Below are 23,430 nucleotides of genomic sequence, written 5' to 3'. Positions count from 1 at the left end.
AATCGAACTGCAAGGAACTTGCATTGTTTGCGCTACTCTTGCGCTCATGACGCGACGACTTGCTCAAGTGGCGAAGAAGGTGGGGGTCAGCGAGGCAACGGTCAGCCGGGTGCTCAACGGCAAGCCGGGCGTCTCGGAGACAACCCGCCAGTCCGTGCTCACCGCCCTGGACGTCCTCGGCTACGAGCGCCCCACCCAGCTGCGCGGCGAACGGGCGCGGCTGGTCGGCCTGGTCCTGCCGGAACTCCAGAACCCGATCTTCCCTGCCTTCGCCGAGGTGATCGGCGGGGCGCTGGCCCAGCAGGGGCTGACCCCGGTGCTCTGCACGCAGACCACCGGAGGGGTCTCCGAGGCGGATTACGTCGAGCTCCTGCTCCAGCAGCAGGTGTCCGGCGTCGTCTTCGCCGGCGGGCTCTTCGCGCAGGCCGACGCCCCGCACGAGCACTACCGGCTGCTCCACGACCGCAAGGTCCCGGTGGTGCTGATCAACGCCTCGATAGAGGACCTCGGCTTCCCGTGCGTCTCCTGCGACGACGCCGTCGCGGTCGAACAGGCCTGGCGCCACTTGGCCTCCCTCGGCCACGAGCGCATCGGGCTGGTGCTGGGCCCGCCCGACCACATCCCCTCCCTGCGCAAGCTGGTGGCCGCCCAGGCGGTCGCGGCGGCGGCCGGTACGGAGCTGCCCGCCGCGCACGTGGAACGGGCGCTGTTCTCCCTGGAGGGCGGCCACGCGGCCACCTCGAGGCTGCTCGACCGCGGGGTGACCGGCATCATCTGCGCGAGCGACCCGCTGGCCCTGGGGGCCATCAGGGCGGCCCGCCGGCGCGGGCTGGACGTGCCCGGCGAGGTCTCCGTCGTCGGGTACGACGACTCGGCCTTCATGAACTGCACCGAGCCCCCGCTGACCACCGTCCGGCAGCCCATCGAGGCCATGGGCAGGGCCGCCGTGGAGCTGCTCACCGCGCAGATCCAGGGGGCCGCCGTGCAGCCCGGAGAGCTGCTCTTCGAGCCCGAGCTCGTCGTGCGCGGCTCCACCGCGCAGGTTCCGCGCCCCCGTCCGGCGTAACGCCCCACAGGGCTCCACCGAGTTCAACCCCCGGCCACAGGGCCCCGCAACGTCTCACCGACGTTCCGGGGCCCTGTTTTGCGTTCGAGATCCGGGCAGTCCGGCGTCCTACTGCCAATCTCTTGCGAAATCTGCGCGAGATATTGCGTTCATCTGTCGGTGGTGGTTGAGTGTGCCGCGCTCGCCTCCTTACACGCCCCACGCCTCCTGCTCGATGCTCGAAGGGGACCACCGATGAGAACCAACATCCGCCGCACCACCGCGACCGCCCTCGTCTCGGCGCTCGCCGTCACCGCCCTCGCGGCCTGTGGCACGAGCAGCGACGGAGACGACCCCAAGGAGCAGCCGTCCGGCGGTTCCTCGGACGTTTCCGCACCGCTCGACCCCAAGACCAAGGTCACCATCTCCATGGACTGCATGCCGCCCGCCGCGAAGAAGGCGGAGCTCAAGCAGTGGAAGGAGGACGTGGCGGAGTTCAACAAGACCTACCCGAACGTCACGATCGAAGGCCGCTCCACCCCCGGCCAGTGCCTGGAGCCCCCGCGGTTCACCGCGATGCTCAAGGCCAAGTCGCAGCCGGACGTCTTCTACGCCTACTTCACGGACCTCAAGCAGGTCCTCGACAACGACGGCGCCGAGGACATCTCCGCGTACGTCACGGCCAAGACGGTTCCGGGCATCGACGACATCGACAAGAACGTCGTCAACACCCTGAAGCAGGACGGCAAGCTCTACGGCCTGCCCACCAGCAACTACACGATGGGCCTGCTGATCAACCGCAAGCTCTTCACGCAGGCGGGGCTCAACCCCGACCAGCCCCCGCGCACCTGGGACGAGGTCCGCGCGGCCGCCAAGAAGATCGCGGCGCTCGGCAACGGCACCGCCGGCTACGGCGAGTACAGCGTTGAGAACACCGGCGGCTGGCACTTCACGGCCGCCATGTACGGCCTGGGCGGCGACGTGGTCGGAGCCGACGGCAAGGCGGCCTTCAACAACGCGACCGGCAAGCAGGTCGTCGACAACCTCAAGGCCATGCGCTGGGAAGACGACAGCATGGGCAAGACCCAGCTGCTCAAGTGGGGTGACCTGCAGAAGCAGATGGCCTCGGACAAGCTCGGTATGTTCCTCGCCGCGCCCGACGACATCACCTACATGGTCCAGCAGCTCGCCGGCAAGTACGAGAACTTCGGCATGGGCCCCATCCCCGGCGGCGCCGCGACGCTGGCCGGCGGCAACGGCTACATGATCAAGAAGGGCAGCTCGCCGGACAAGATCAAGGCGGCCATCGCCTGGCTGAACTTCAAGACGCTCGCGGTCGGCAAGGGGCAGTTCCAGTACGACCGTTCCAAGGCCGACGGCCTGCCGGTCGGGCTTCCGCAGCCCGCCTTCTTCACCGGTGCCAGCAAGGCCAAGGACGACGAGCTGAAGGCCGCCAGCGCCACCATGCCGGTCGTCAACTTCAAGTCCTTCCTGGACAACCCGGTGGCCGGCAAGGCCGAGCCGGCGAAGGCCCAGGAGGTCTACAAGGTCCTCGACAAGGTGATGTCGGGGGTCCTGACCAACAAGGACGCCGATTCGGCGCAGCTCCTCGCGGAGGCCGAGAAGGCCGTCAACCAGGTGCTGGCCAACCAGTAGCGGTCCCGGGGCGCGTGTCCTGGCCGGGGGAGGTCCGGGCGGCCTCCCCGGCCCGGACCCGCCCGCAGACCCCGTACCCCAGCAAACCGATGGCGACGACCACCAAGGAGCGAGCGGCGATGTCGGCTCCCACCCTGCCCGGTACCTCTCGTGAGGAATTCCTCCGGGCGTTCAAGCGGAACCTCTCGGCCCACGGCTTTCTGATCGGCGCCGTCCTCTGCTTCTCCTTCTTCTCCTGGTACCCGATGGTCCGGGAGTTCCTGCTGGCCTTCCAGAAGACCGAGGGCGGAGCCGTCCACTGGGTCGGCTGGGACAATTTCCGCTACGTCTTCAACGATCCGACGTTCTGGCAGGCCTGGCGCAACACCCTCCTCTTCAGCGGGCTCGCGCTGGTACTCGGCTTCGCCGTGCCGTTCGTGGTCTCGATCGTGCTCAACGAATTCCGGCACGCGCAGGGTTACTTGCGCCTGCTGGTCTACCTCCCGGTGATGATGCCGCCGGTGGCCTCGATCCTGCTCTTCAAGTACTTCTACGACCCCGGTTACGGGGTCTTCAACAGGATTCTGGAATTCCTGCACCTGCCGGCGCAAGACTGGCTGCAATCCACCGATACCGCGATGCTCTCCGTCGTCATCGCTTCCACGTGGATGAACATGGGCGGCGCGACCCTGATCTACCTGGCAGCCCTCCAAGGCATCCCCGGAGAGCTCTACGAAGCGGCCGAGCTCGACGGAGCCGGGGTGCTGCGCAAGATCTGGTACGTCACGATCCCGCAGACCAAGCTCATCCTCTCGCTCATGCTGCTCATGCAGATCATCGCGACGATGCAGGTGTTCGTCGAGCCGTTCATGCTCACGGGCGGAGCCGGCCCCGAAGGGTCGACGACCACCGTCGTCGTCCTCATCTACCAGTACGCGTTCAGTTTCAACCAGTACGGCGGCGCCGCGGCCCTGGGCCTGTGCCTGCTCGTCCTGCTCGCCGGCTTCTCCGCCGTGTACGTCCGGCTGAGCCGCGACAACGAGAACTGACGGGAGCACCCTCACATGTCAGAGCGCACGCTCATATCGCCGGCCCAGCTCGGCCGTCCCCGGGGCAAGGCCGTCTACTGGACCGTCCTGGCCCTGGTGGTGATCGGCTTCACGGTCGTCTTCCTCGGGCCCCTCTACTGGATGGTCGTCAACGGCCTGAAATCCACGGCGGAGTTCACCCAGGTCCCGCCGACCGTGGTGCCGGACTCCCTGCACCCCGACAACTACTCGGCGGCCTGGGAGGTCATGGACCTCGCCAAGTTGCTGTTCAACACCCTCTACTACGCGTTCGGCGCCCTGGCCTTCCAGCTCGTCCTCGACGTGGCCGCCGCCTACTCGCTGTCCAAGCTCCGGCCGGTCTTCGGCAAGGCGGTCCTCGGCATGATGCTGGCCACGCTGATGATCCCGGCCACCGTCCTCGTCGTACCGCAGTACCTCACGGTCCTGGACATGCCGCTCATCCAGCGGAACCTGCTCAACACGCCCTGGGTGATCTGGCTGCCCTCGGTCACGAACGCCTTCAACATCTTCCTTCTGAAGCGATTCTTCGACTCCATCCCGGGCGAGATCCTCGACGCCGCGTCCATCGACGGCGCCTCCTCCCTGCGCACCCTCCGGTCCGTGGTCCTGCCGATGTCCCGGCCGATCCTCGGCGTCGTGTCGATCTTCGCCATCGTCGGAGTCTGGAAAGACTTCCTCTGGCCCATGCTCACCCTCCCCGACCCGGCCCTGCAGACGCTCAACGTCGGCATCTACTCGCTCTCCCGGGGAGTGCCCGAGAACCATCTCGTCGCCGCACTCGCGATGGCCTCGGCGCCCACCCTCATCATCTTCCTGATCTTCCAGCGCAACATCATGAGCGGCCTGACGGCAGGCTCCCTCAAGGGGTGAGCACCACCCCGCACCCCCGCCGTGCCCGGTCGCCCCCGTGAAAAGACCGCTGTGAGAAGAACGCCGTGAAAGGACCCCTCCGTGGCTGACTTTCCCCTGCCCGAAAACGCCGCCGACTGGTGGCGCTCGGCCGCCATCTACCAGGTGTACGTAAGGAGCTTCGCCGACGGCGACGGGGACGGCACCGGTGACCTCGCGGGCGTCCGGGCCCGCCTCCCCTACCTCTCCGAACTGGGCGTCGACGCCCTGTGGTTCACCCCCTGGTACCTCTCCCCGCTCGCCGACGGCGGCTACGACGTCGCCGACTACCGCACCATCGACCCCGCCTTCGGCACCCTCGCCGAAGCCGAGAAGCTCATCGCCGAGGCCCGCGAGCTGGGCATCCGCACCATTGTCGACATCGTCCCGAACCACGTGTCCGACCAGCACGCCTGGTTCAAGGCCGCCCTCGCCGCCGGCCCCGGCAGCCCCGAGCGGGAGCTCTTCCACTTCCGCCCGGGCCGCGGGGAGCACGGCGAACTGCCGCCGGGGGACTGGCCCTCGCAGTTCAACGGCGCCGCCACCTGGACGCGGGTACCGGACGGGGAGTGGTACCTGCACCTCTTCACGCCCGAGCAGCCCGACCTCAACTGGGACCATCCCACCGTCCGCCGGGAACACGAGGAAGTGCTGCGGTTCTGGTTCGAGCGCGGAGTGTCCGGCGTACGGATCGACTCCGCGGCCCTGCTCGCCAAGGACCCGGCCCTGCCCGACCTGGCCGGCCGCTCGCCCGAGCCGTGGCCCGGCGAGGTGCACCCGTACATCGACCGCGACGACCTGCACACCATCTACCGCTCGTGGCGGGCCATCGCCGACGAGTACGGGGGCATCTTCGTGGGCGAGGTGTGGCTACCGGACTCCGAGCGGTTCGCCCGCTACCTGCGCCCCGACGAACTGCACACCGCCTTCAACTTCTCCTTCCTCAGCTGCCCGTGGGACGCCGACCGGCTGCGCACCTCCATCGAGGAGACCCTGGCCGAGCACGCACCCGTCGGAGCCCCGGCCACCTGGGTGCTGTGCAACCACGACGTGACCCGCACGGTCACCCGCTACGGGCGCTCCGACACCGGCTTCGACTTCGCCACCAAGGCCTTCGGGACCCCCGCCGACCTGGCCCTCGGCACCCGCCGGGCCCGCGCCGCCGCGCTGTTGAGCCTCGCCCTGCCAGGCGCCGTCTACGTCTACCAGGGCGAGGAACTGGGGCTTCCCGAGGCCGACATCCCCCTCGGCCGGATCCAGGACCCCATGCACTTCCGGTCCGGCGGCACCGACCCCGGCCGGGACGGGTGCCGGGTCCCGCTGCCGTGGACCGCCGAGCCCTGGAACGAGCCCTGGCTGCCCCAGCCCGCGGACTGGCCGGCGTACGCCGCGGACCGCCAGGCCGGGGATCCGGACTCGATGCTCACCCTCTACCGGACGGCACTGGGCCTGCGCCGGGCCGCGGCCGGCTTCGGCGGCGGATCGCTGGAGTGGCTGCCCGCGCCGGCCGGAGTGCTCGCCTTCGCCCGCCCCGACGGGCTGGTCTGCGTGGCCAACCTGTCCCCGGAGCCGGTCCCGCTGCCGGCCCACACGAGCCTCCTGCTGAGCAGCTCCGCCCTGGGTGCGGACGGGCTGCTCGGTCAGGACGCGGCGGTCTGGCTGCGGACCTGACGCCGCAGCCGGACCGTCGGCACGACCTGTTCTCCCCCAGGGGCACCCCGCCCGTCACGGCAACGGTTGTGGCGGGCGGGGCCCGTGGTACTGCCCACTCGGTCGCATCCGCAGCGGGCGCTCCTCGTACTCCTCCAGCGCGTGCGCGATCCACCCGGCCGTACGGGCCACCGCGAAGACGGTCTCCCCGGCCTCCGGGGCCATCCCGCACGAGACCGTCAGCACCGCCAGCGCCAGGTCCACATTGGGGTACAGGCCGCCGCCGTGCCGGGCCATCACCGCGGCCACCTGGCGCGCCGCGCCCAGCGCCGGCCCGGCCTGTGCCAGCGGCTCCAGCCGCGCGAACAGCGCCGTCGCCCGCGGATCCTCGGCCTCGTACAGCCGGTGCCCGAGCCCGGGCACCCGGCGCCCGGCCCGCAGGTACTCCGCCACCACCGGGGCCGCCCCGCCGCGCTCCAGCACCTCCACCAGCATCCGGTGCGCGAGCCGCCCGGCCGCTCCGTGCAGGGGGCCTTCGAGTGCGCCGAGCCCGGCCGAGACCACCGCGTACGGATGCGCGCGCGCCGACGCGGCCACCCGTACGGCCAGGGTCGAGGCGGCCAGGTCGTGGTCCGTCAGCAGGGCCAGGGCCAGGTCCAGTACGGCCAGCGCGTCGGGATCGGGGTCCAGGGCGGAGAGCCGGGGCCACAGCTGCCGGGAGAGGCGGCCGTCCCCGCCCCACTGCGCCGGGCCCACCTCGGGCAGGGCGCCGACCAGGGTGGGGATCAGGGAGCGAGCGGAGCCCAGTACGGACGGTTTGGACAGGTCGAAGCGGAGCGGGTCCGCGACCGCCGCGGCGGCGACGGCCACCCGCAGCCGGTCGATCGGACCGCTGTGCTCGGGCAGCGCGGCGACCGCGCGCCGGGCCGCGGCGAGGGACTCCGGGGGAGCGGTGAACCGGGCCCCGGACACCAGGGTCCCCGTCCAGAGCCACTCGGCGACCTCCTCGTAGCGGTACCGCGAGGCCAGCTCCACGGCGTCGACGCCACGGAAGTAGTAGCGGCCGGACTCGATGAGGGTGAGCGCGGTGCGGACGGAGAGCTCGCCGGCGGAGGCGGACGCGGCGCCCCCGGGGGGACCCGCCGCCTCGCGCCGACTGCGCGCTGCCAGGGCCTCCACCTCGCGGGCGTCGAAACTGCTGGAGCGCCCGACCGGGTCGCGGCGGCTCGTGAGCTGACCGCGGCTGACGTACGCGTACACGGTCGCGGGCTTCACCCCCAGCAGCCGGGCCGCCTCCCGGGTGTCGATCCTTCGCCCACCGGACTCGCCGGACTCACCGGACTCGTCGTTCATGACGCTCATGACGGACACCCTACATATATTGATTCAATCAATATTGACAGTGATTGAGTCCATCATGGATGGTCGATCCATGAACACCACCGTCGCACCCGCCGAAAGCCCCCGCGGACTCGCGGGAGTCGTGGTCACCGAGACCGAGCTCGGTGACGTCCGAGGCCGTGAGGGCTTCTACCACTACCGCCAGTACTCCGCCGTCGAGCTCGCCGGGAGCCGCACCTTCGAGGACGTGTGGCACCTGATGTTCCGAGGCGCGCTGCCGGCCGACGCCGCCGAGCGGGCCGCGTTCACCGCCGGGATCGCCCCGCTGCGCCGCCTCCCCGCCGAGGTGCGGGACGCCCTGCCCGCCCTGGCCCGCGCCACCGCCCTCTCCGGCCCGCTCGCCGGACTGCGCACGGCGCTCTCGCTGCTCGGCGCCTCCGCCGGCTTCAGTCCGGTCTACGACCTGACCCCCGAACGCCGCGCCGCCGACGCGCTGGCCGCCTGCGCCGCCGTACCGACCCTGCTCACCGCCCTGTACCGGCTCGGCCAGGGGCTGGAACCGGTGGAACCGCGGGACGACCTCCCGTACGCGGCCAACTACCTCTACATGCTCACCGGGCGCGAACCCGAGCAGGTCAGGGCCCGCGCGGTCGAGCGGTACCTGATCTCCACGATCGACCACGGCTTCAACGCCTCCACCTTCACCGCCCGCGTGATCGCCTCCACCGGCGCCGACGTCGCGGCCTGCCTCACCGGGGCGATCGGCGCGCTCTCCGGCCCGCTGCACGGCGGCGCCCCCAGCCGGGCCCTGGACACCCTGGACGCCATCGGCACGACGGACCGGATCGATCCGTGGATCCGCGAGCGGGTCCTCGCGGGAGACCGGATCATGGGCTTCGGACACCCCGTCTACCGCACCGAGGACCCGCGCTCGCGGATGCTGCGCGGGATCGCCCTGCGGTTCGGCGGCCCGCTCGTGGAATTCGCCGTGGAGGTCGAGCGGCACGTCGAGGCGATCCTCGCCGAGCTCAAGCCGGGCCGGGAACTGCACACCAACGTGGAGTTCTACGCGGGCGTGGTCATGGAGCTGTGCGGGCTGCCGCGCGAGATGTTCACGCCGACCTTCTGCGCGGCCCGCGTGGTCGGCTGGAGCGCGAACGTCCTGGAGCAGGCCGCCGACCCGAAGATCATCCGACCTGCCGCCCGCTACACCGGCCCGACCCCGCCCCAGCCGGTCCCCGCCCTCGGCTGAGGCTGGCTACGATCGACCGGGTGAACAGCATCCCCGTCATCGTCCTCGCCGGATTTCTCGGATCCGGCAAGACGACCGTCCTCAACCACCTCCTCGGCAACCGGGGCGGCACCCGGATCGGGGTCGTCGTCAACGACTTCGGCTCCATCGAGGTCGACGCGATGTCGGTGGCGGGCCAGGTCGGCGACTCGATGGTCTCCCTCGGCGGCGGCTGCCTTTGCTGCGCGGTCGACGGCAGCGAGCTGGACGCCTACCTGGAGAAGCTCGCCGACCCCGTCCACCGCATCGACGTGATCGTCATCGAGGCGAGCGGGCTGGCGGAGCCGCAGGAGATGGTCCGGATGCTCGTCGCCAACGAGAACCCGGCGGTCCGCTACGGCGGCATGGTGCACGTCGTCGACGCGGCGGAGTTCGACGCGACCCGGGCCAGGCACCCCGAGACCGACCGGCACCTCGCCGTCGCCGACCTGGTGGTGCTCAACAAGACGGACCGGATCGACGCCGCCGAACGCACCCGGATCGAGACCGCGCTCGCCGCGCTCTGCGCACCGGGGATCCCGGTCATCGGCGCGGACCACGGGCGGATCGACCCGGAACTGCTCTTCGACCGCCGCCCCTGGACCGAGACGCGCGGCCAGCTGTCCTTCGAGGACCTGCTGGCCCAGGCCGACGACCACGCGCACGAGGGTGATCACACGGGTCACGTTCACGCGGCCTACGCCAGCACGGAGTTCGTCTCCGAGGAGGCTCTCAGCCCGCGCCGGTTCATCGACTTCCTCGACCGCCGCCCGGCCGGCCTCTACCGGATCAAGGGCTCCGTCCACTTCGGCGTCCCCGGCCACGAGGAGCGGTACGAGGTCCACGCGGTCGGCCGCTTCCTCCGCTTCGCCCCGCACGCCTGGGGCCGGGGCGAACCGCGCCTGACGCAGCTCGTCCTGATCGGCTCGGGCACCGACGGCCCAGCGCTGCTGCGCGAGCTGGAGGACTGCCGCGAACCGGAGCCGTGGCGTGCCGCACCGGAATCCATGTGGGGCGTCCTGCGCTACGTCGACCGCCCGGCGGCGCAGGAGCCCACCCCCGACCCCGACCCGGAGCCCGAGCCGGACCCGGAGGTTGACCCCGAGGACTTCTGAGAGCGGCCGGCGCCGCTCAGGCGACCTCGATGCCGAAGTCGCCGAGCAGGGGCTCCAGGCCGTCCCGGTAGCCCTTGCCGCCCAGGACGAAGTCCCAGTCGCCGCCCGGGCGGCGCCGGAAGGATCCCAGGACCAGGGCGGTCTCGCCGGCGCGGCCGTCGGAGACCTCCAGCCGGCCCAGCTCCTCGCCGGCCGCCCCCAGCAGCCGGATCCGGGCGTCGGTGAAGCCGGCCAGATCGGCGTGCGGATTGACCTCGGGGTCGATCGCCGCGACGAGGACCAGCCGGTCGGCCCGCTGCGGCAACGCGTCGAAGGCGACCAGCAGCGCCGCCTTGTCGGGCGCCGCGTGCGCGTGGGTCCGTACCGAACCGTCCGGGGTGTTCGGGTTGTTGAAGAACACGAAGTGGTCCTCGCTCAGCACCCGGTTGCCTTCGCAGACCAGCGCGCACACGTCCAGTGCGACCGACCCCGCCCAGGACATGCCGAGCACGTTGTGGTCCGCGGCGGGCTCCGGTTCGGCCGCCCGCTGGGCCGGTATCGAGGGCGCCGCGCCCGGGCCGAGACGGCCGCGCAGCCCGTGCTGGTGCAGCAGCTCCACGAGCGCGGCCCCGGGAACCAACTCCAGCGGCTTGCCGTTGGCGAAGGTGTACGAGGTGGGCCCGAAGGTCGCGGTGGTGACCAGGACCCCCTTGTTCGCCCCCTTGTCCTGCACCGTGCCGTAGAGATCCCGGACCGCCGTCGGTGACACGGTGTTGCGGTAGCGCTTGACCTGCACCACGATCCGCCCACCCGTGATCGGGGACGGGTCGTTCGCCTCGATGTCCACGCCGCCGTCACCGGACCGCTGCGTGGTCACCGCCTCCATGCCCATCGCCCGGAACAGCTCCGCGACCAGGTTCTCGAAGGCGATCGGGTCCATCGCGAAGAGGTCCGGCTCGTCCTCTTCCTGGCCCTCGCCCCGGCCCGCATGCCCGCCGTGGCTGACGACACCGCCGACCTCGCCGGGCCGGCGTTCCGGGCGGACGACGGCCGACTGGTCCGGCCGCGTGGACAACTGCCCGCCCAGCCCCTCGACCAGGCAGTCCACCGCGCTCACCAGCTCCAGCCGCAGCCCGGTGAAAGCGGACCGCGCCGCCGACACCGAGGCCAGTACGAGCTGCGCTTCCCGTCCCGTCACCGGATCGTGGGCGTCCACGAAACCGTTGACGACGACCGACTCCAGCACGCCGAACTCGTCGGCGGCGTACAGATCGCGCACCACCAGCAGCACGCACTGCGCCAGCAGGTCCCGGTAGACCGCCCGCCGCTGCGTGGCCGGGCGGGCCGTCTCCTTGTCCTGGTCCGTGCTCGGCACGTACCGCACCGACTTGGCCTCCGGCACCACCTCGTAGCCGGGCAGTTCCCAGTCCAGTACGAGCTGGCGCCGTGCGGGGTCGTAGGCCGCCGACACCTGTCGCGGCAGGTTCTCAGGCCAGCCGGCCGAGGCGTACAGGGCCGCCGAGAAGTACTCCACGGCGGCCTCGGCGTCGCCCGCGCGCAGCGCCCCGGCCAGCTCGGTGAGCCCCCCGTTGTGCCCGCGGATCCCGGCGAGCTGCTCGGCCGCCCAGCGGTCGTACTGCTGTCGGTACGCCGCCAGTTGCTGCTGCCGCTGCGCCTCCGCGGCCTGAGCCGCCTGCCAGGCGTGCGTGTACCGGGCGTGCGCCTCGCGCTCCGCCTGCGCCCGCCGGTTCGAGCCCAGCGTCCAGCCGCTGCTCTGCTGCTGGAAGTGGTGCAGCTGCGGCAGCGGTACGGGGTGTGCCAGGGTCCCGGGATCGAAGGGTTCGAGCCGCTCGGGCCTGACGAGGTCGGCCAGCCGGAACGCCGGCGCCCGGCAGCCGGTGGCCAACAGCCCCTGCAGGGCGGCGACCTGGGCATCGAGCCGCTCGGTCGCCCGCCGGGCCTCGGCCTCGCGGTGCTGTTTGTAGGCGGCCTGCTGCTGGCGCTGACCCCGGGCCACGTCCCGTTCGTACATCCGTTGCCGGCGTTCGGCCTCGCGCTGCTGGATCAGCTGCGTTTGCTGCGTCCGGCGCTGGGCTTCCGCCCAGTCACTGATCAATCCGCCCGACCGACGACTCATCAGTTCTGTGTCTCCCCGCCCCACCCGACAGTGCCAAGAGGGAAAACACTAGTCGCCATTCGGGTGGTACGTCCCCTGGACGTACCACCCGAATGACCTGCAACCTCCTACAGCGCGGCCCCCGCCAGCGCCCCGACCACGGCCGGCAGGGCCGTGCCCGAGCCGTCGCGGCGCGGGTCGACGGCGGGCAGCGCGGCCGGAGTGCCGTTCGCCGCCGCCGCGCGGACCGGGGACGCGCCCGCCCAGGCCAGCAGCAGGATGTCCTCGCCCTTCAGGAAGCGCTGGCAGCGCACGCCGCCGGTGGCCCTTCCCTTGCGCGGGTACTGGTCGAACGGGGTGAGCTTCCCGGACTGCATCGAGTCGTCCAGCGTCCCGTGCGAGCCCGCCACCGTGAACACCACGGCCTCGCGGGCCGGGTCCACCGCCGAGAAGTGGATCACCTTGGCGCCGTCCGCGAGCTTGATGCCCGCCATACCGCCCGCCGGGCGGCCCTGCGGGCGCACTTGGCCGGCCGGGTAGCGCAGCAGCTGGGCGTCGTCGGTGATGAAGACGAGGTCCTCCTCGCCCGTGCGCAGCTCGACCGCGCCGATGATCCGGTCACCGTCCTTGAGGGTGATGACCTCCAGCTCGTCCTTGTTGGCCGGATAGTCCGGCACGACCCGCTTGACCACGCCCTGCTCGGTGCCGAGCGCCAGGCCCTGCCCCGACTCGTCCAGCGAGGTCAGGCAGACGACCTTCTCGTCCGCCTCCAGTCCGGACAGGAACTCCGTGACCGGGGCGCCGCCCGCCAGGTTCGGCGCGGCGTGCGTGTCGGGCAGCTGCGGCAGGTCGATCACCGACAGCCGCAGGAGCCGCCCGTACGAGGTGACCACGCCGATGTCCGCCCGGGCGGTCGCCGCGACCTGAGAGACGATCAGGTCGTGCTTGGCGCGGGCGCCGCCCTCCTCCTCGGGGAGCGGCTCGGCGTTCGGCGTGCGGGCCAGCAGTCCGGTGGAGGACAGCAGCACCCGGCAGGGGGTGTCCTCGACCTCCAGCGGGACCGCCGCGACCGGCGTCCCCGCCGACTCCAGCAGCACCGTACGTCGCTCCGTGCCGAACTTCTTCGACACCGCGGCCAGTTCCGCCGAGACCAGCTTGCGCAGTTCGCTGTCGGAGTCCAGGATCCCGGTCAGCTCGTCGATCTCGCCGGCCAGTCGGTCGCGCTCGGACTCCAGCTCGATCCGGTCGAAGCGGGTGAGCCGGCGCAGCGGGGTGTCCAGGATGTACTGGGTCTGGATCTCGCTCAGCGAGAAGCGCTCCATCAGGCGCTCCTTGGCCTGCGCGGAGTTGTCGCTGTCCCGGATGATCCGGATGACCTCGTCGATGTCGAGCAGCGCCACGAGCAGGCCCTCGACGAGGTGCAGGCGGCTCTGCCGCTTGCCGCGGCGGAACTCGCTGCGCCGGCGCACGACCTCGAAGCGGTGGTCGAGGTAGACCTCCAGCAGTTCCTTGAGGCCCAGCGTCAGCGGCTGCCCGTCGACCAGCGCGACGTTGTTGATGCCGAAGGTCTCCTCCATCGGCGTCAGCTTGTACAGCTGCTCCAGGACGGCCTCGGGGTGGAAGCCGTTCTTGATCTCGATGACGAGGCGCAGGCCGTGCGAGCGGTCCGTGAGGTCCTTGACGTCCGCGATGCCCTGGAGCTTCTTCGAGCCGACCAGGTCCTTGATCTTCGCGATGACCTTCTCGGGGCCGACCGTGAAGGGCAGTTCGGTGACGACCAGCCCCTTGCGGCGCGGGGTCACGTCCTCCAGGGCCACCGTGGCGCGGATCTTGAAGGTGCCGCGGCCGTTCTCGTAGGCGTCCTTGATGCCCGAGAGGCCCACGATCCGGCCGCCGGTGGGCAGGTCGGGACCCGGTACGAAGCGCATCAGCGCGTCCAGGTCCGCTTCCGGGTAGCGGATCAGGTGGCGGGCGGCCGCGATGACCTCGCCCAGGTTGTGCGGGGCCATGTTGGTGGCCATGCCCACGGCGATGCCGGAGGCGCCGTTGACCAGCAGGTTCGGGTACGCCGCCGGCAGGACGACCGGTTCGCGCTCCTGGCCGTCGTAGTTCGCGGCGAAGTCGACGGTGTCCTCGTCGATCCCGTCCGTCATCAGCGAGGCGGCGTCGGCCATCTTCGACTCGGTGTACCGCATCGCGGCCGGCGGGTCGTCGTTGCCGAGCGAGCCGAAGTTGCCGTGGCCGTCGACCAGCGGGAGCCGCATGGAGAAGGGCTGCGCCATGCGCACGAGGGCGTCGTAGATCGACGCGTCGCCGTGCGGGTGCAGCTTGCCCATGACCTCGCCGACGACACGGGCGCACTTCACGTAGCCGCGGTCGGGGCGCAGGCCCATCTCGTTCATCTGGTAGACGATGCGCCGGTGCACCGGCTTCATGCCGTCGCGGGCGTCGGGCAGGGCGCGGGAGTAGATCACCGAGTACGCGTACTCGAGGAAGGAGCCCTGCATTTCGTCGACGACGTCGATGTCGAGGATCTTCTCCTCGAAATCCTCCGGCGGCGGGGTCTTCGTGCTGCGGCGGGCCATCGCTGCGCGGCTCCTTAACCAAGAATCGGGATGAGCTGAGCTCTCACGGGGTGGGGCGGGTACGGGACTGGGACGGGGCTGGGACGGTCGGGCGAGCGGTTTCGGACAGGGGTGACGCGGACCATTGTGGCCCGAGGCACCGACATCGCCGACTCCGACCCAGGACTGGGCCGGGAACTTCTCCGCCCGGCGACACGCTTGCATACAGTGGCAGGTCTGACAGGAATCTCTGCATCGCGATCGAAGGGACCACATGCCCATGGGTCACACGGCCACAGCTCACGCAGGCTCCGGCGGCCTCACAGCGACCGAGCACCGGCTGGCCAACGGCCTGCGCGTGGTGCTGTCCGAGGACCACCTGACTCCGGTCGCCGCGGTCTGCCTCTGGTACGACGTCGGCTCGCGCCACGAAGTCAAGGGACGTACGGGCCTGGCTCACCTCTTCGAGCACCTGATGTTCCAGGGGTCGAAGAACGTCTCCGGAAACGGCCACTTCGAACTGGTCCAGGGAGCCGGCGGCTCCCTCAACGGGACCACCAGCTTCGAGCGGACCAACTACTTCGAGACGATGCCGACCCACCAGCTGGAGCTCGCGCTGTGGCTGGAGGCGGACCGGATGGGCTCGCTGCTGGCCGCCCTGGACGACGAGTCCATGGAGAACCAGCGCGACGTCGTCAAGAACGAGCGCCGCCAGCGGTACGACAACGTCCCCTACGGCACGGCCTTCGAGAGGCTGACGGCCCTGGCCTACCCGGAGGGCCACCCGTACCACCACACCCCGATCGGGTCCATGGCCGATCTGGACGCCGCGTCCCTGGAGGACGCGCGCGCGTTCTTCCGTACGTACTACGCGCCCAACAACGCGGTGCTCTCGGTCGTCGGCGACATCGACCCCGAGAAGACCCTCGCCTGGGTGGAGAAGTACTTCGGCACCATCCCCGGCCACGACGGCAAGCAGCCGCCGCGCGACGGTTCGCTCCCCGAGATCATGGGCGGGCAGCTGCGCGAGGAGATCGTCGAGGAGGTCCCGGCCCGCGCGCTGATGGCGGCCTACCGCCTCCCGCACGACGGCACCCGCGAGTGCGACGCCGCCGACGTGGCGCTGACCGTCCTGGGCAGCGGCGAGTCCTCCCGTCTGCACAACCGGCTGGTGCGCCGTGACCAGAGTGCCGTGGCCGCCGGCTTCGGCATGCTGCGCCTCGCCGGCGCGCCCTCGCTGGGCTGGCTGGACGTCAAGACCTCCAGCGGGGTCGAGGTGCCCGCCATCGAGGCGGCCGTGGACGAGGAGCTCGCGCGGTTCGCCGCCGAGGGCCCGACGGCCGAGGAGATGGAGCGCGCGCAGGCCCAGCTGGAGCGCGAGTGGCTGGACCGGCTGAGCACGGTGGCGGGCCGCGCCGACGAACTGTGCCGCTTCGCGGTGCTGTTCGGCGACCCGCAGCTGGCGCTGACCGCCGTCCAGCGCGTCCTCGACATCACCGCCGAGGAGGTGCAGGCCGTGGCCGCGGCCCGACTGCGCCCCGACAACCGGGCGGTGCTCGTCTACGAGCCGATCGCCGCGGACGACGCCGAAGACACCGAAGAGACCGACGCGAGCGACCAGAACGAGGGGGCGGAGCAGTGAGCGACACCGCAGCCGACACCGCAGCCGTCACGATGACCTTCCACCCGCGCCCCGAGGCCGGCGAGCCGCAGCCGTGGGCCTTCCCGGCCCCCGAGCGCGGGGTACTGGCCAACGGCCTGACCCTGCTGCGCTGCCAGCGCCCGGGCCAGCAGGTCGTCGCGGTCGAGATCAACCTCGCCGCCCCGCTCGACGCGGAGCCCGAGGGCCTCGACGGCGTGGCCACGATCATGGTCCGCGCCCTGTCGGAGGGCACCGACAAGCGCTCCGCCGAGGAGTTCGCCGCCGAGCTGGAGCGCTGCGGCGCCACCCTCGACGCGCACGCCGACCACCCCGGCCTGCGGGTCTCCCTGGAGGTCCCGGCCTCCCGCCTGCACAAGGCGCTGGGGCTGGTCGCCGAGGCGCTGCGCGCGCCGGCCTTCGCCGACGCCGAGGTCGACCGCCTGGTGCGCAACCGGCTCGACGAGATCCCGCACGAGAGCGCCAACCCGCAGCGCCGCGCCGCCAAGCAGCTCTCGAAGGAGCTCTTCCCGGCCACCCTGCGGATGTCGCGCCCGCGTCAGGGAACCGAGGAGACGGTCGCCCGCATCGACTCCGCGGCCGTACGCGCCTTCTACGAGGCCCACGTGCGCCCCGCGACCGCCACCGCGGTGGTCGTGGGCGATCTGACCGGCATCGACCTGGACGCCGTCCTGGCCGACACCCTGGGCGCGTGGACCGGCGACACCACCGCCCCGCGCCCGGTCCCGCCGATCACCGCCGACGACACGGGCCGCGTGGTCATCGTGGACCGGCCCGGCGCGGTCCAGACGCAGCTGCTGATCGGCCGCATCGGGGCGGACCGGCACGACCGGGTCTGGGCGCCCCAGGTGCTCGGCACGTACTGCCTGGGCGGCACGCTCACCTCCCGGCTGGACAAGGTGCTGCGCGAGGAGAAGGGGTACACGTACGGCGTGCGCGCCTTCGGCCAGGTGCTGCGCTCCACCGCCGACGGCAAGGGCGCCTCGATGCTCGCCATCAGCGGCTCGGTGGACACCCCGAACACCGGCCCGGCCCTGGACGACCTCTGGACGGTGCTGCGTACCCTCGCGGAGGGCGGCCTGACCGACGCCGAACGGGACGTGGCCGTGCAGAACTTGGTGGGGGTGGCCCCGCTGAAGTTCGAGACGGCGGCCTCCGTCGCGGGCACGCTCGCCGACCAGGTCGAGCAGGAGCTTCCGGACGACTACCAGGCGCAGTTGTACGCGCGGCTGGCCGAAACGGGGACGGTGGAGGCCACTTCGGCGGTCGTCAGCGCCTTCCCGGTGGACCGTCTGGTCACGGTCCTGGTCGGGGACGCCTCGCTGATCGAGGAGCCGGTACGGGCCCTCGGCATCGGCGAAGTGACCGTGGTCGCCAACTGATCGTCAGTTGATCTCCGGCGGGCCGTCAACTGGCCCGCCGCGGAAGGGGCTCCGGCGGCTTGTCCGCTGGGGTCCCTTTTGGGTTGCTTGTCCCTTTTCTGGTGTGGTTGCTTGTATGTGGTGTGGCGTACGCAACAAAAAGGCGCGTCTGTTTGGCGATTGACTGATGATCCGCCTAGCGTCGGCCGTGCTGTCCGTCAGTTGTAACCGCCGCGTCCGCGGCACCGGGCAGTGATCGCCGAGTCCCCGTCAGGCGCGAGCCTGGGGAGCCGGGGACCCACTTGTGTCCCTGGGGTGAATCGGACCGCCTCGCAAGAGGGGGCCCGTAGGAGACCTTCCTGCTCCGAACCCGTCAGCTAACCCGGTAGGCGAGAGGGAAGGAAAGGATCAGCCCCTTCATGGCGTTTGGCAGTAGTGCCGCCGGCAAGCACCGTGGTTCGAGCCGTCTGAGCCGCAAGACCGCCGGCTACGCCGGCATAGCCGCCCTCGCCGCCACCGGCGTCGTGGGCTCCCTGGCCGGTCCCGCGTTCGCCGCGGACAAGTCCCCCTCGCTGGAGGACACCGGCGCCCTGAACACCATCGTGCTGGCCGACGAGCTCGCCGGTGACGTAGAGGCCCAGGCCCAGTCCCAGGAGCGGGCCGCCGAGGCCGCCGCCGCCAAGGCGCAGGCCGAGGCCGACGCCCGCCAGCGGGCCGCCGAGGCGAAGGCGAAGGCCGAAGCCCAGGCCAAGGCCGAGCGCGAGGCCGCCGAGCGCGCCGCCCGCGAAGAGGAGCGCAAGCGCCTCAACACCTTCGTTTCGCCGATCGACGGCTCCTACGTCAGCACGCAGTACCACGCGGGCGGCGGCATGTGGTCCTCCGGCAGCCACACCGGCATCGACTTCCACGCCTCCTCCGGCACCTCCGTGCACGCGGTCGGCCTGGGCACCGTGGTCGAGGCGGGCTGGGGCGGCGCGTACGGCAACAACGTCGTCATCAAGCACGCCGACGGCACGTACACCCAGTACGGTCACATGTCCTCGCTGAGCGTCCGGGTCGGCCAGCAGGTCACCCCGGGCCAGCAGATCGGCCTGTCGGGCTCCACCGGCAACTCCAGCGGCCCGCACCTGCACTTCGAGGCCCGCACCGGCGCCGACTACGGTTCGGACATCAACCCCCTCACGTACCTGCGCTCGCACGGCGTCAGCGTCTGACCCGCTCGCCCCAGCGCACGTCTTCCGCGAAGGCCCCGGCTCTTTGAGAGCCGGGGCCTTCGTCGTGTTTCGCACTCCGCATTGTGTGAATGTTTCGTATTTCCGGCCGTCCTCGGAAATTATCGTGTGTTGCAATAGAGTCGCAACGCGCACAGCCATACGAAAAAGGCGGAGGTCCGGTCTTGCGTATTCCCGCGCACACGGTATGCACAGCGATCCGCGACGACATCGTCTCCGGGGTGTTCGGGCCCGGCGCCCGGCTGACCGAGGAGGTCCTGGCCCGCAGGTACGGGGTCTCGCGCGTTCCGGTGCGCGAGGCGCTGCGCACGTTGGAGTCCGAGGGGTTCGTGACCACCCGCCGGCATGCCGGTGCCTGCGTGGCCGAGCCGACCGAGCAGGAGGCGGCCGACCTCCTGGAGCTGCGGATGCTGCTGGAGCCCCTCGCGGCCGCCCGGGCGGCCAGGCGGCGCAGCGAGGCCCACCTCAAGGTGCTGCGCGGGCTGGTCAGGCTGGGCCAAGAGCGCGCCAGGAGGGGCCAGGGGGAGGATCTGCGCTCCCTGGGCGGCTGGTTCCACGAGACGCTCTCCCAGGCCTCGGGCAGCCCCGGACTCATCGCCCTGCTCACCCAGATGCGCCACAAGGTGGCCTGGATGTACGTGGTGGAGGCCCCGGTGCGGCCCGCGGAGTCCTGGGCGGAGCACGGCGCGATCGTGGACGCGGTGGCCCGGGGCGACGCGGAGCGGGCCCGGATGCTGATGGCGGCGCACGTGGACCGCGCGGCGGGGGCGCACAGGATGCGCGTGAGGACTTTGCAACCTGCCGTAAACACGGCGAGCGTTCCGCATTAACAAACGCCGTATACAAAGAGAGGATATCCGGGCCGGTAATTAGTGCCCCGAGCCCCTTTGTAATTCCCCGCGCCCCGGGCGCCATTATGCCGCCGGAATTCGGGCCACCGGGACGGGCCGTTCCGAAATGGCCGGGCAGAGCCGGCCGGCCGGATCCCCGCACGGAAAGCAGCGAAGCCGTTGCCCTCGACCTCGTGGGTCGGGGGCAACGGCTTCGCCGTGCAAGTCCAGCAAGTCCTGCGGGTCGAACCCGAAGGGTCAGACGGTCTCGGGGAGCTCCTCGAGGCCCTCGGCGACCAGCTTCGCGAGGCGGTCCAGCGCGGCCTCGGCGCCATCGGCGGAGGACGAGAGGACGATCTCCTCGCCGCCCTGGGCGCCCAGGCCCAGAACCGCCAGCATGGAGGCGGCGTTGACGGGGTCGCCGCCGGCCTTCGCGATGGTCACCGGGACGCCGGAAGCGGTCGTCGCGCGGACGAAGATCGAGGCGGGACGAGCGTGCAGGCCCTCGGCCCAGCCGACGTTGACGCGGCGCTCTGCCATGGTGATGCCCTTCAGGTGCTTACGGGTTGTCTAGACCAGTCTCTCACGACGTCCGGAATGGTCGAACCGACCTTCGGCCCGAGTTTCCCGCCGTTCGACCTCCCCCAGCTTGCCCTGATTCGAGCCAGCTTGCCCGATGCGCCGCGCCCAGGCCAATCGAACCGTTCGCGCCTTAAGGTGACCCCATGACCACCGCGTCCGACCCCTCGTACCCGGACCACTGGGAAGCCGACGTCGTCCTTCGGGACGGCGGGACCGCCCGGATCCGGCCCATCACCACCGCCGACGCGGGCCGGCTGGTCAGTTTCTACGAGCAGGTCTCGGACGAGTCGAAGTACTACCGGTTCTTCGCTCCGTACCCCCGGCTCTCCGACCGTGACGTGCACCGCTTCACGCACCACGACTACGTGGACCGGGTCGGCCTCGCCGCGACGATCGGCGGCGAGTTCATCGCCACCGTCCGCTACGACCGGATCGGCGCGGACGGCCGCTCCGCCACCGGCCCCTCCGACGAGGCCGAGGTCGCCTTCCTCGTCCAGGACGCCCATCAGGGACGCGGGGTCGCCTCCGCCCTGCTCGAGCACATCGGCGCGGTGGCCCGCGAGCGGGGGATCCGCCGGTTCGCGGCCGAGGTACTGCCCGCCAACGGCAAGATGATCAAGGTGTTCACGGACGCCGGCTACCAGCAGAAGCGCAGCTTCGAGGACGGCTCCGTCCACCTCACGCTCGACCTCGAACCGACCGCCGAGTCCCTCGCCGTCCAGCGCGCCCGCGAACAGCGCGCCGAGGCCCGCTCCGTCCAGCGGCTGCTGTCCCCCGGCTCGGTGGCGGTGATCGGCGTCAGCCGCTCCCTCGCGGGCGTGGGCGCGGCGGCCCTGCGCAACCTGCGCGACAGCGGCTTCCACGGCCACCTCTACGCGGTCAACGAGGCGGTCACCCGGGATCTGCTCGACGGCGTACGCGCCTACCCCACGCTCGGCGCCGTCGGCGCCCCGGTGGACCTCGCCGTCATCGCGGTCCCGGCCGACCGGGTCCCGGACGCGGTGGCGGCCTGCGGCGAGCACGGGGTGCAGGGGCTGGTCGTGCTGTCCGCCGGGTACGGGGAGAGCGGGGCCGAGGGCATGGCCCGCCAGCGCGAACTGGTGCGCCAGGTGCGCTCGTACGGGATGCGGCTGATCGGACCGAACGCCTTCGGGGTGATCAACACGGCCCCCGAGGTGGAGCTGAACGCCTCCCTGGCCCCCGCTCCGGCCCCCGCCCGGGGCCGGATCGGGCTGTTCACCCAGTCCGGGGCGATCGGCATCGCGCTGCTCTCCGGGCTGCTGCGGCGCGGGGAGGGGCTCTCCTCCTTCGTCTCCGCCGGAAACCGGGCCGACGTCTCCGGCAACGACATCCTCCAGTACTGGTACGACGACGAGGCCACCGACGTCGCGCTCATGTACCTGGAGACCCTGGGCAACCCGAGGAAGTTCACCCGGCTCGCCCGGCGCACCGCGGCCGTCAAGCCCGTGGTCGTGGCCAAGGGAGGCAGGCACACCCCCGCCGGACACGTGGTCCCCGGCACCCGGCTGCCCGAGGCGACGGTCTCGGAGCTGCTGCGGCAGGCCGGCGTCATCCGGGTCGACACGGTGACCGAGCTGGTGGACGTCGGCCTGCTGCTGGCCTCGCAGCCCGTACCGGCCGGGCCGCGGGTGGCCATCCTCGGCAACTCGGAATCGCTCGGGGTCCTCACCTACGACGCCTGCCTCACGGAGGGGCTGCGGCCGCTGCCGCCGCTCGACCTGACCACGGCCGCCTCGCCGGAGGACTTCCGCAGGGCCGTCTCCGCGGCGCTGGCCTCGCCGGACACCGACGTCGTCGTCGTCACCGCGATCCCGTGGGTGAGCGAGCACGCGCTCGCCGACGATCTGGCGGAGGCCCTGCGGGCGGCCGCCGCCGCGCACCCCGGCAAGCCGGTGGCCGTGGTCCACGTGGAGCTGGGCGCCCTCGCCGAGGCGCTCTCGGCCGCCACGGCGCCGGCCGCCGCGGCGGACCTCGCGGACGCGCTGCCCGCGGTGCTGCCGACGCCCGCGACGGCTCTGGCGGCTCTGGCGGCAGGGTCCGAGGCGATGCCCGACGCCGGTCCGGTGTCCGGCACCGGGCCCGTATCCGACACCGTGCCCGTCTCCCGGCCCGCCGCCCCCGTCCCCCCGGCCGCGCCCTTCCGGCCGGAGCCGGCCCGCGGCGGCGCCGGGGGCGGGGCCGCGCCCGCTCCCGGCACGGCCCGGATCCCCAGCTACCCCGCCGCCGAGCGGGCCGTCAAGGCCGTCGCGGAAGCCGTCCGGTACGGGCAGTGGCGCCGGGCCGTCGCCGAGGTCGGGCAGGTGCCCGAGTTCGAGGACATCGACGAGAGCGGGGCCGCCGGCCAGCTCTCCCGCCTGCTGGCCGGCGTAGGGGAGGAGGTGGCCACCCTGGACGACCCGGACGCCCGCGAGCTGCTGGCCCGGTACGGGATCCGGGTGCTCTCCACGCTCCCGGCCCCCAGCGCCGACGCCGCCGTCCGCGCCGCGGCCGTGCTCGGGTACCCCGTCGCGCTCAAGACCACCGCCCCGCACCTGCGCCACCGCGCCGACCTCGGCGGGGTCCGCCTCGACCTCACCACCGAGGCCGAGCTGCGCCGTTCGTACGAGGAGCTCACCCACGCCCTGGGCAAACCGCAGGAGCTGCTGCCCGTGGTCCAGTCGATGGTCCCCCGGGGCGTGGACACCGTCATCCGTTCCGTCATCGACCCCGCCGCCGGCGCCGTCCTGTCCTTCGGGCTCTCCGGGGTCGCCTCCGAACTGCTCGGGGACACCGCCCACCGGCTGGTGCCCGCCACGGACAGGGACGCGGCGAGCCTGATCCGCTCGATCCGCACCGCTCCGCTGCTGTTCGGCTGGCGCGGCAGCGACCCCGTGGACACCCCCGCCCTGGAGGAACTGCTCCTGCGCCTGTCCCGCCTCGTCGACGATCACCCCGAGGTGGTCGGGGTGGCCCTGGAGCCCGTCGTCGTCGCCACCGAAGGGCTGTCCGTGCTCAGTGCGACGGTCCGCGTCGCCCACCCGCCCGCCCGCGGCGACCTCGGCCCGCGGACCCTGCCCAGCTACTGAGGACGG

The 23,430-nt window shown here is 71.7% G+C and carries 16 protein-coding genes and 1 riboswitch; of the genes, 12 read left to right on the top strand and 4 right to left on the bottom strand.

Annotated features, from left to right (window positions below; all coding sequences use genetic code 11):
- Positions 1-46 precede the first annotated feature (46 nt).
- The 5 genes from ACFYYB_RS30740 (at position 47) to ACFYYB_RS30720 (ending at position 6,309) form a co-directional block, all read left to right on the top strand.
- Positions 47-1,066: a LacI family DNA-binding transcriptional regulator gene (locus ACFYYB_RS30740; protein WP_389439299.1), complete on the top strand. Its 1,020-nt coding sequence runs from the start codon at positions 47-49 to the stop codon at positions 1,064-1,066.
- 234 nt (positions 1,067-1,300) lie between these two features.
- A complete protein-coding gene (locus tag ACFYYB_RS30735) occupies positions 1,301-2,701 on the top strand; it encodes an ABC transporter substrate-binding protein (RefSeq protein ID WP_389439296.1) in 1,401 nt (466 codons plus the stop codon).
- Between the two features lie 119 nt (positions 2,702-2,820).
- Positions 2,821-3,729, top strand: a complete 909-nt coding sequence (locus ACFYYB_RS30730) for a sugar ABC transporter permease (protein WP_327304170.1) — start codon at positions 2,821-2,823, stop codon at positions 3,727-3,729.
- Positions 3,730-3,744: 15 nt separating this feature from the next.
- On the top strand, positions 3,745-4,620 hold the full coding sequence (locus tag ACFYYB_RS30725) for a carbohydrate ABC transporter permease (protein WP_327304169.1): 876 nt from the start codon (positions 3,745-3,747) through the stop codon (positions 4,618-4,620).
- Positions 4,621-4,701: 81 nt separating this feature from the next.
- Positions 4,702-6,309: a glycoside hydrolase family 13 protein gene (locus ACFYYB_RS30720; protein ID WP_389439293.1), complete on the top strand. Its 1,608-nt coding sequence runs from the start codon at positions 4,702-4,704 to the stop codon at positions 6,307-6,309.
- A 54-nt stretch (positions 6,310-6,363) separates the two neighbouring features.
- Here the strand turns inward: ACFYYB_RS30720 and ACFYYB_RS30715 are convergent, their stop codons facing one another.
- Entirely contained in the window at positions 6,364-7,650 is a 1,287-nt protein-coding gene (locus ACFYYB_RS30715; RefSeq protein WP_389439291.1) for a citrate/2-methylcitrate synthase, read from the bottom strand.
- Between the two features lie 55 nt (positions 7,651-7,705).
- On the opposite strand from ACFYYB_RS30715, the gene ACFYYB_RS30710 reads away from it, so the two are divergent.
- Together ACFYYB_RS30710 and ACFYYB_RS30705 are read left to right on the top strand one after the other, a co-directional pair.
- Positions 7,706-8,881 carry a citrate synthase gene (locus ACFYYB_RS30710; RefSeq protein WP_389439289.1) on the top strand — a complete coding sequence of 392 codons (1,176 nt, stop codon included), beginning with the start codon at positions 7,706-7,708 and terminating at the stop codon, positions 8,879-8,881.
- Between the two features lie 20 nt (positions 8,882-8,901).
- On the top strand, positions 8,902-10,014 hold the full coding sequence (locus tag ACFYYB_RS30705) for a CobW family GTP-binding protein (RefSeq protein WP_389439287.1): 1,113 nt from the start codon (positions 8,902-8,904) through the stop codon (positions 10,012-10,014).
- A gap of 16 nt (positions 10,015-10,030) precedes the next feature.
- Here ACFYYB_RS30705 and ACFYYB_RS30700 read toward each other — a convergent pair whose 3' ends face one another.
- A complete protein-coding gene (locus ACFYYB_RS30700) occupies positions 10,031-12,130 on the bottom strand; it encodes a restriction endonuclease (protein WP_389439285.1) in 2,100 nt (699 codons plus the stop codon).
- Between the two features lie 107 nt (positions 12,131-12,237).
- A complete protein-coding gene (locus ACFYYB_RS30695; protein WP_389439283.1) occupies positions 12,238-14,694 on the bottom strand; it encodes a DNA topoisomerase (ATP-hydrolyzing) subunit A in 2,457 nt (818 codons plus the stop codon).
- 259 nt (positions 14,695-14,953) lie between these two features.
- On the opposite strand from ACFYYB_RS30695, the gene ACFYYB_RS30690 reads away from it, so the two are divergent.
- From ACFYYB_RS30690 to ACFYYB_RS30675, 4 genes are all read left to right on the top strand, one after another.
- Positions 14,954-16,315, top strand: a complete 1,362-nt coding sequence (locus ACFYYB_RS30690; protein WP_389439281.1) for a M16 family metallopeptidase — start codon at positions 14,954-14,956, stop codon at positions 16,313-16,315.
- 32 nt (positions 16,316-16,347) lie between these two features.
- Complete coding sequence (locus ACFYYB_RS30685) at positions 16,348-17,715, top strand: M16 family metallopeptidase (protein ID WP_389439462.1); 1,368 nt, start codon at positions 16,348-16,350, stop codon at positions 17,713-17,715.
- Between the two features lie 226 nt (positions 17,716-17,941).
- A riboswitch (cyclic di-AMP (ydaO/yuaA leader) is annotated at positions 17,942-18,101 on the top strand.
- A gap of 12 nt (positions 18,102-18,113) precedes the next feature.
- Positions 18,114-18,908, top strand: a complete 795-nt coding sequence (locus ACFYYB_RS30680; protein ID WP_389439279.1) for a M23 family metallopeptidase — start codon at positions 18,114-18,116, stop codon at positions 18,906-18,908.
- 182 nt (positions 18,909-19,090) lie between these two features.
- Positions 19,091-19,756 carry a GntR family transcriptional regulator gene (locus ACFYYB_RS30675; RefSeq protein ID WP_389439277.1) on the top strand — a complete coding sequence of 222 codons (666 nt, stop codon included), beginning with the start codon at positions 19,091-19,093 and terminating at the stop codon, positions 19,754-19,756.
- Between the two features lie 258 nt (positions 19,757-20,014).
- On the opposite strand, the gene ACFYYB_RS30670 is transcribed toward ACFYYB_RS30675, so the two are convergent.
- Positions 20,015-20,296 carry an HPr family phosphocarrier protein gene (locus tag ACFYYB_RS30670; protein WP_327304159.1) on the bottom strand — a complete coding sequence of 94 codons (282 nt, stop codon included), beginning with the start codon at positions 20,294-20,296 and terminating at the stop codon, positions 20,015-20,017.
- A gap of 185 nt (positions 20,297-20,481) precedes the next feature.
- On the opposite strand from ACFYYB_RS30670, the gene ACFYYB_RS30665 reads away from it, so the two are divergent.
- Entirely contained in the window at positions 20,482-23,424 is a 2,943-nt protein-coding gene (locus tag ACFYYB_RS30665) for a GNAT family N-acetyltransferase (protein ID WP_389439274.1), read from the top strand.
- Positions 23,425-23,430 lie beyond the last annotated feature (6 nt).

The sequence above is a fragment of the Streptomyces sp. NPDC002886 genome (genome assembly GCF_042888445.1).
GTDB lineage: Bacteria > Actinomycetota > Actinomycetes > Streptomycetales > Streptomycetaceae > Streptomyces.
Note: the sequence above shows the minus strand (reverse complement) of the source record. Positions and strands in the feature narration are given on the sequence as shown.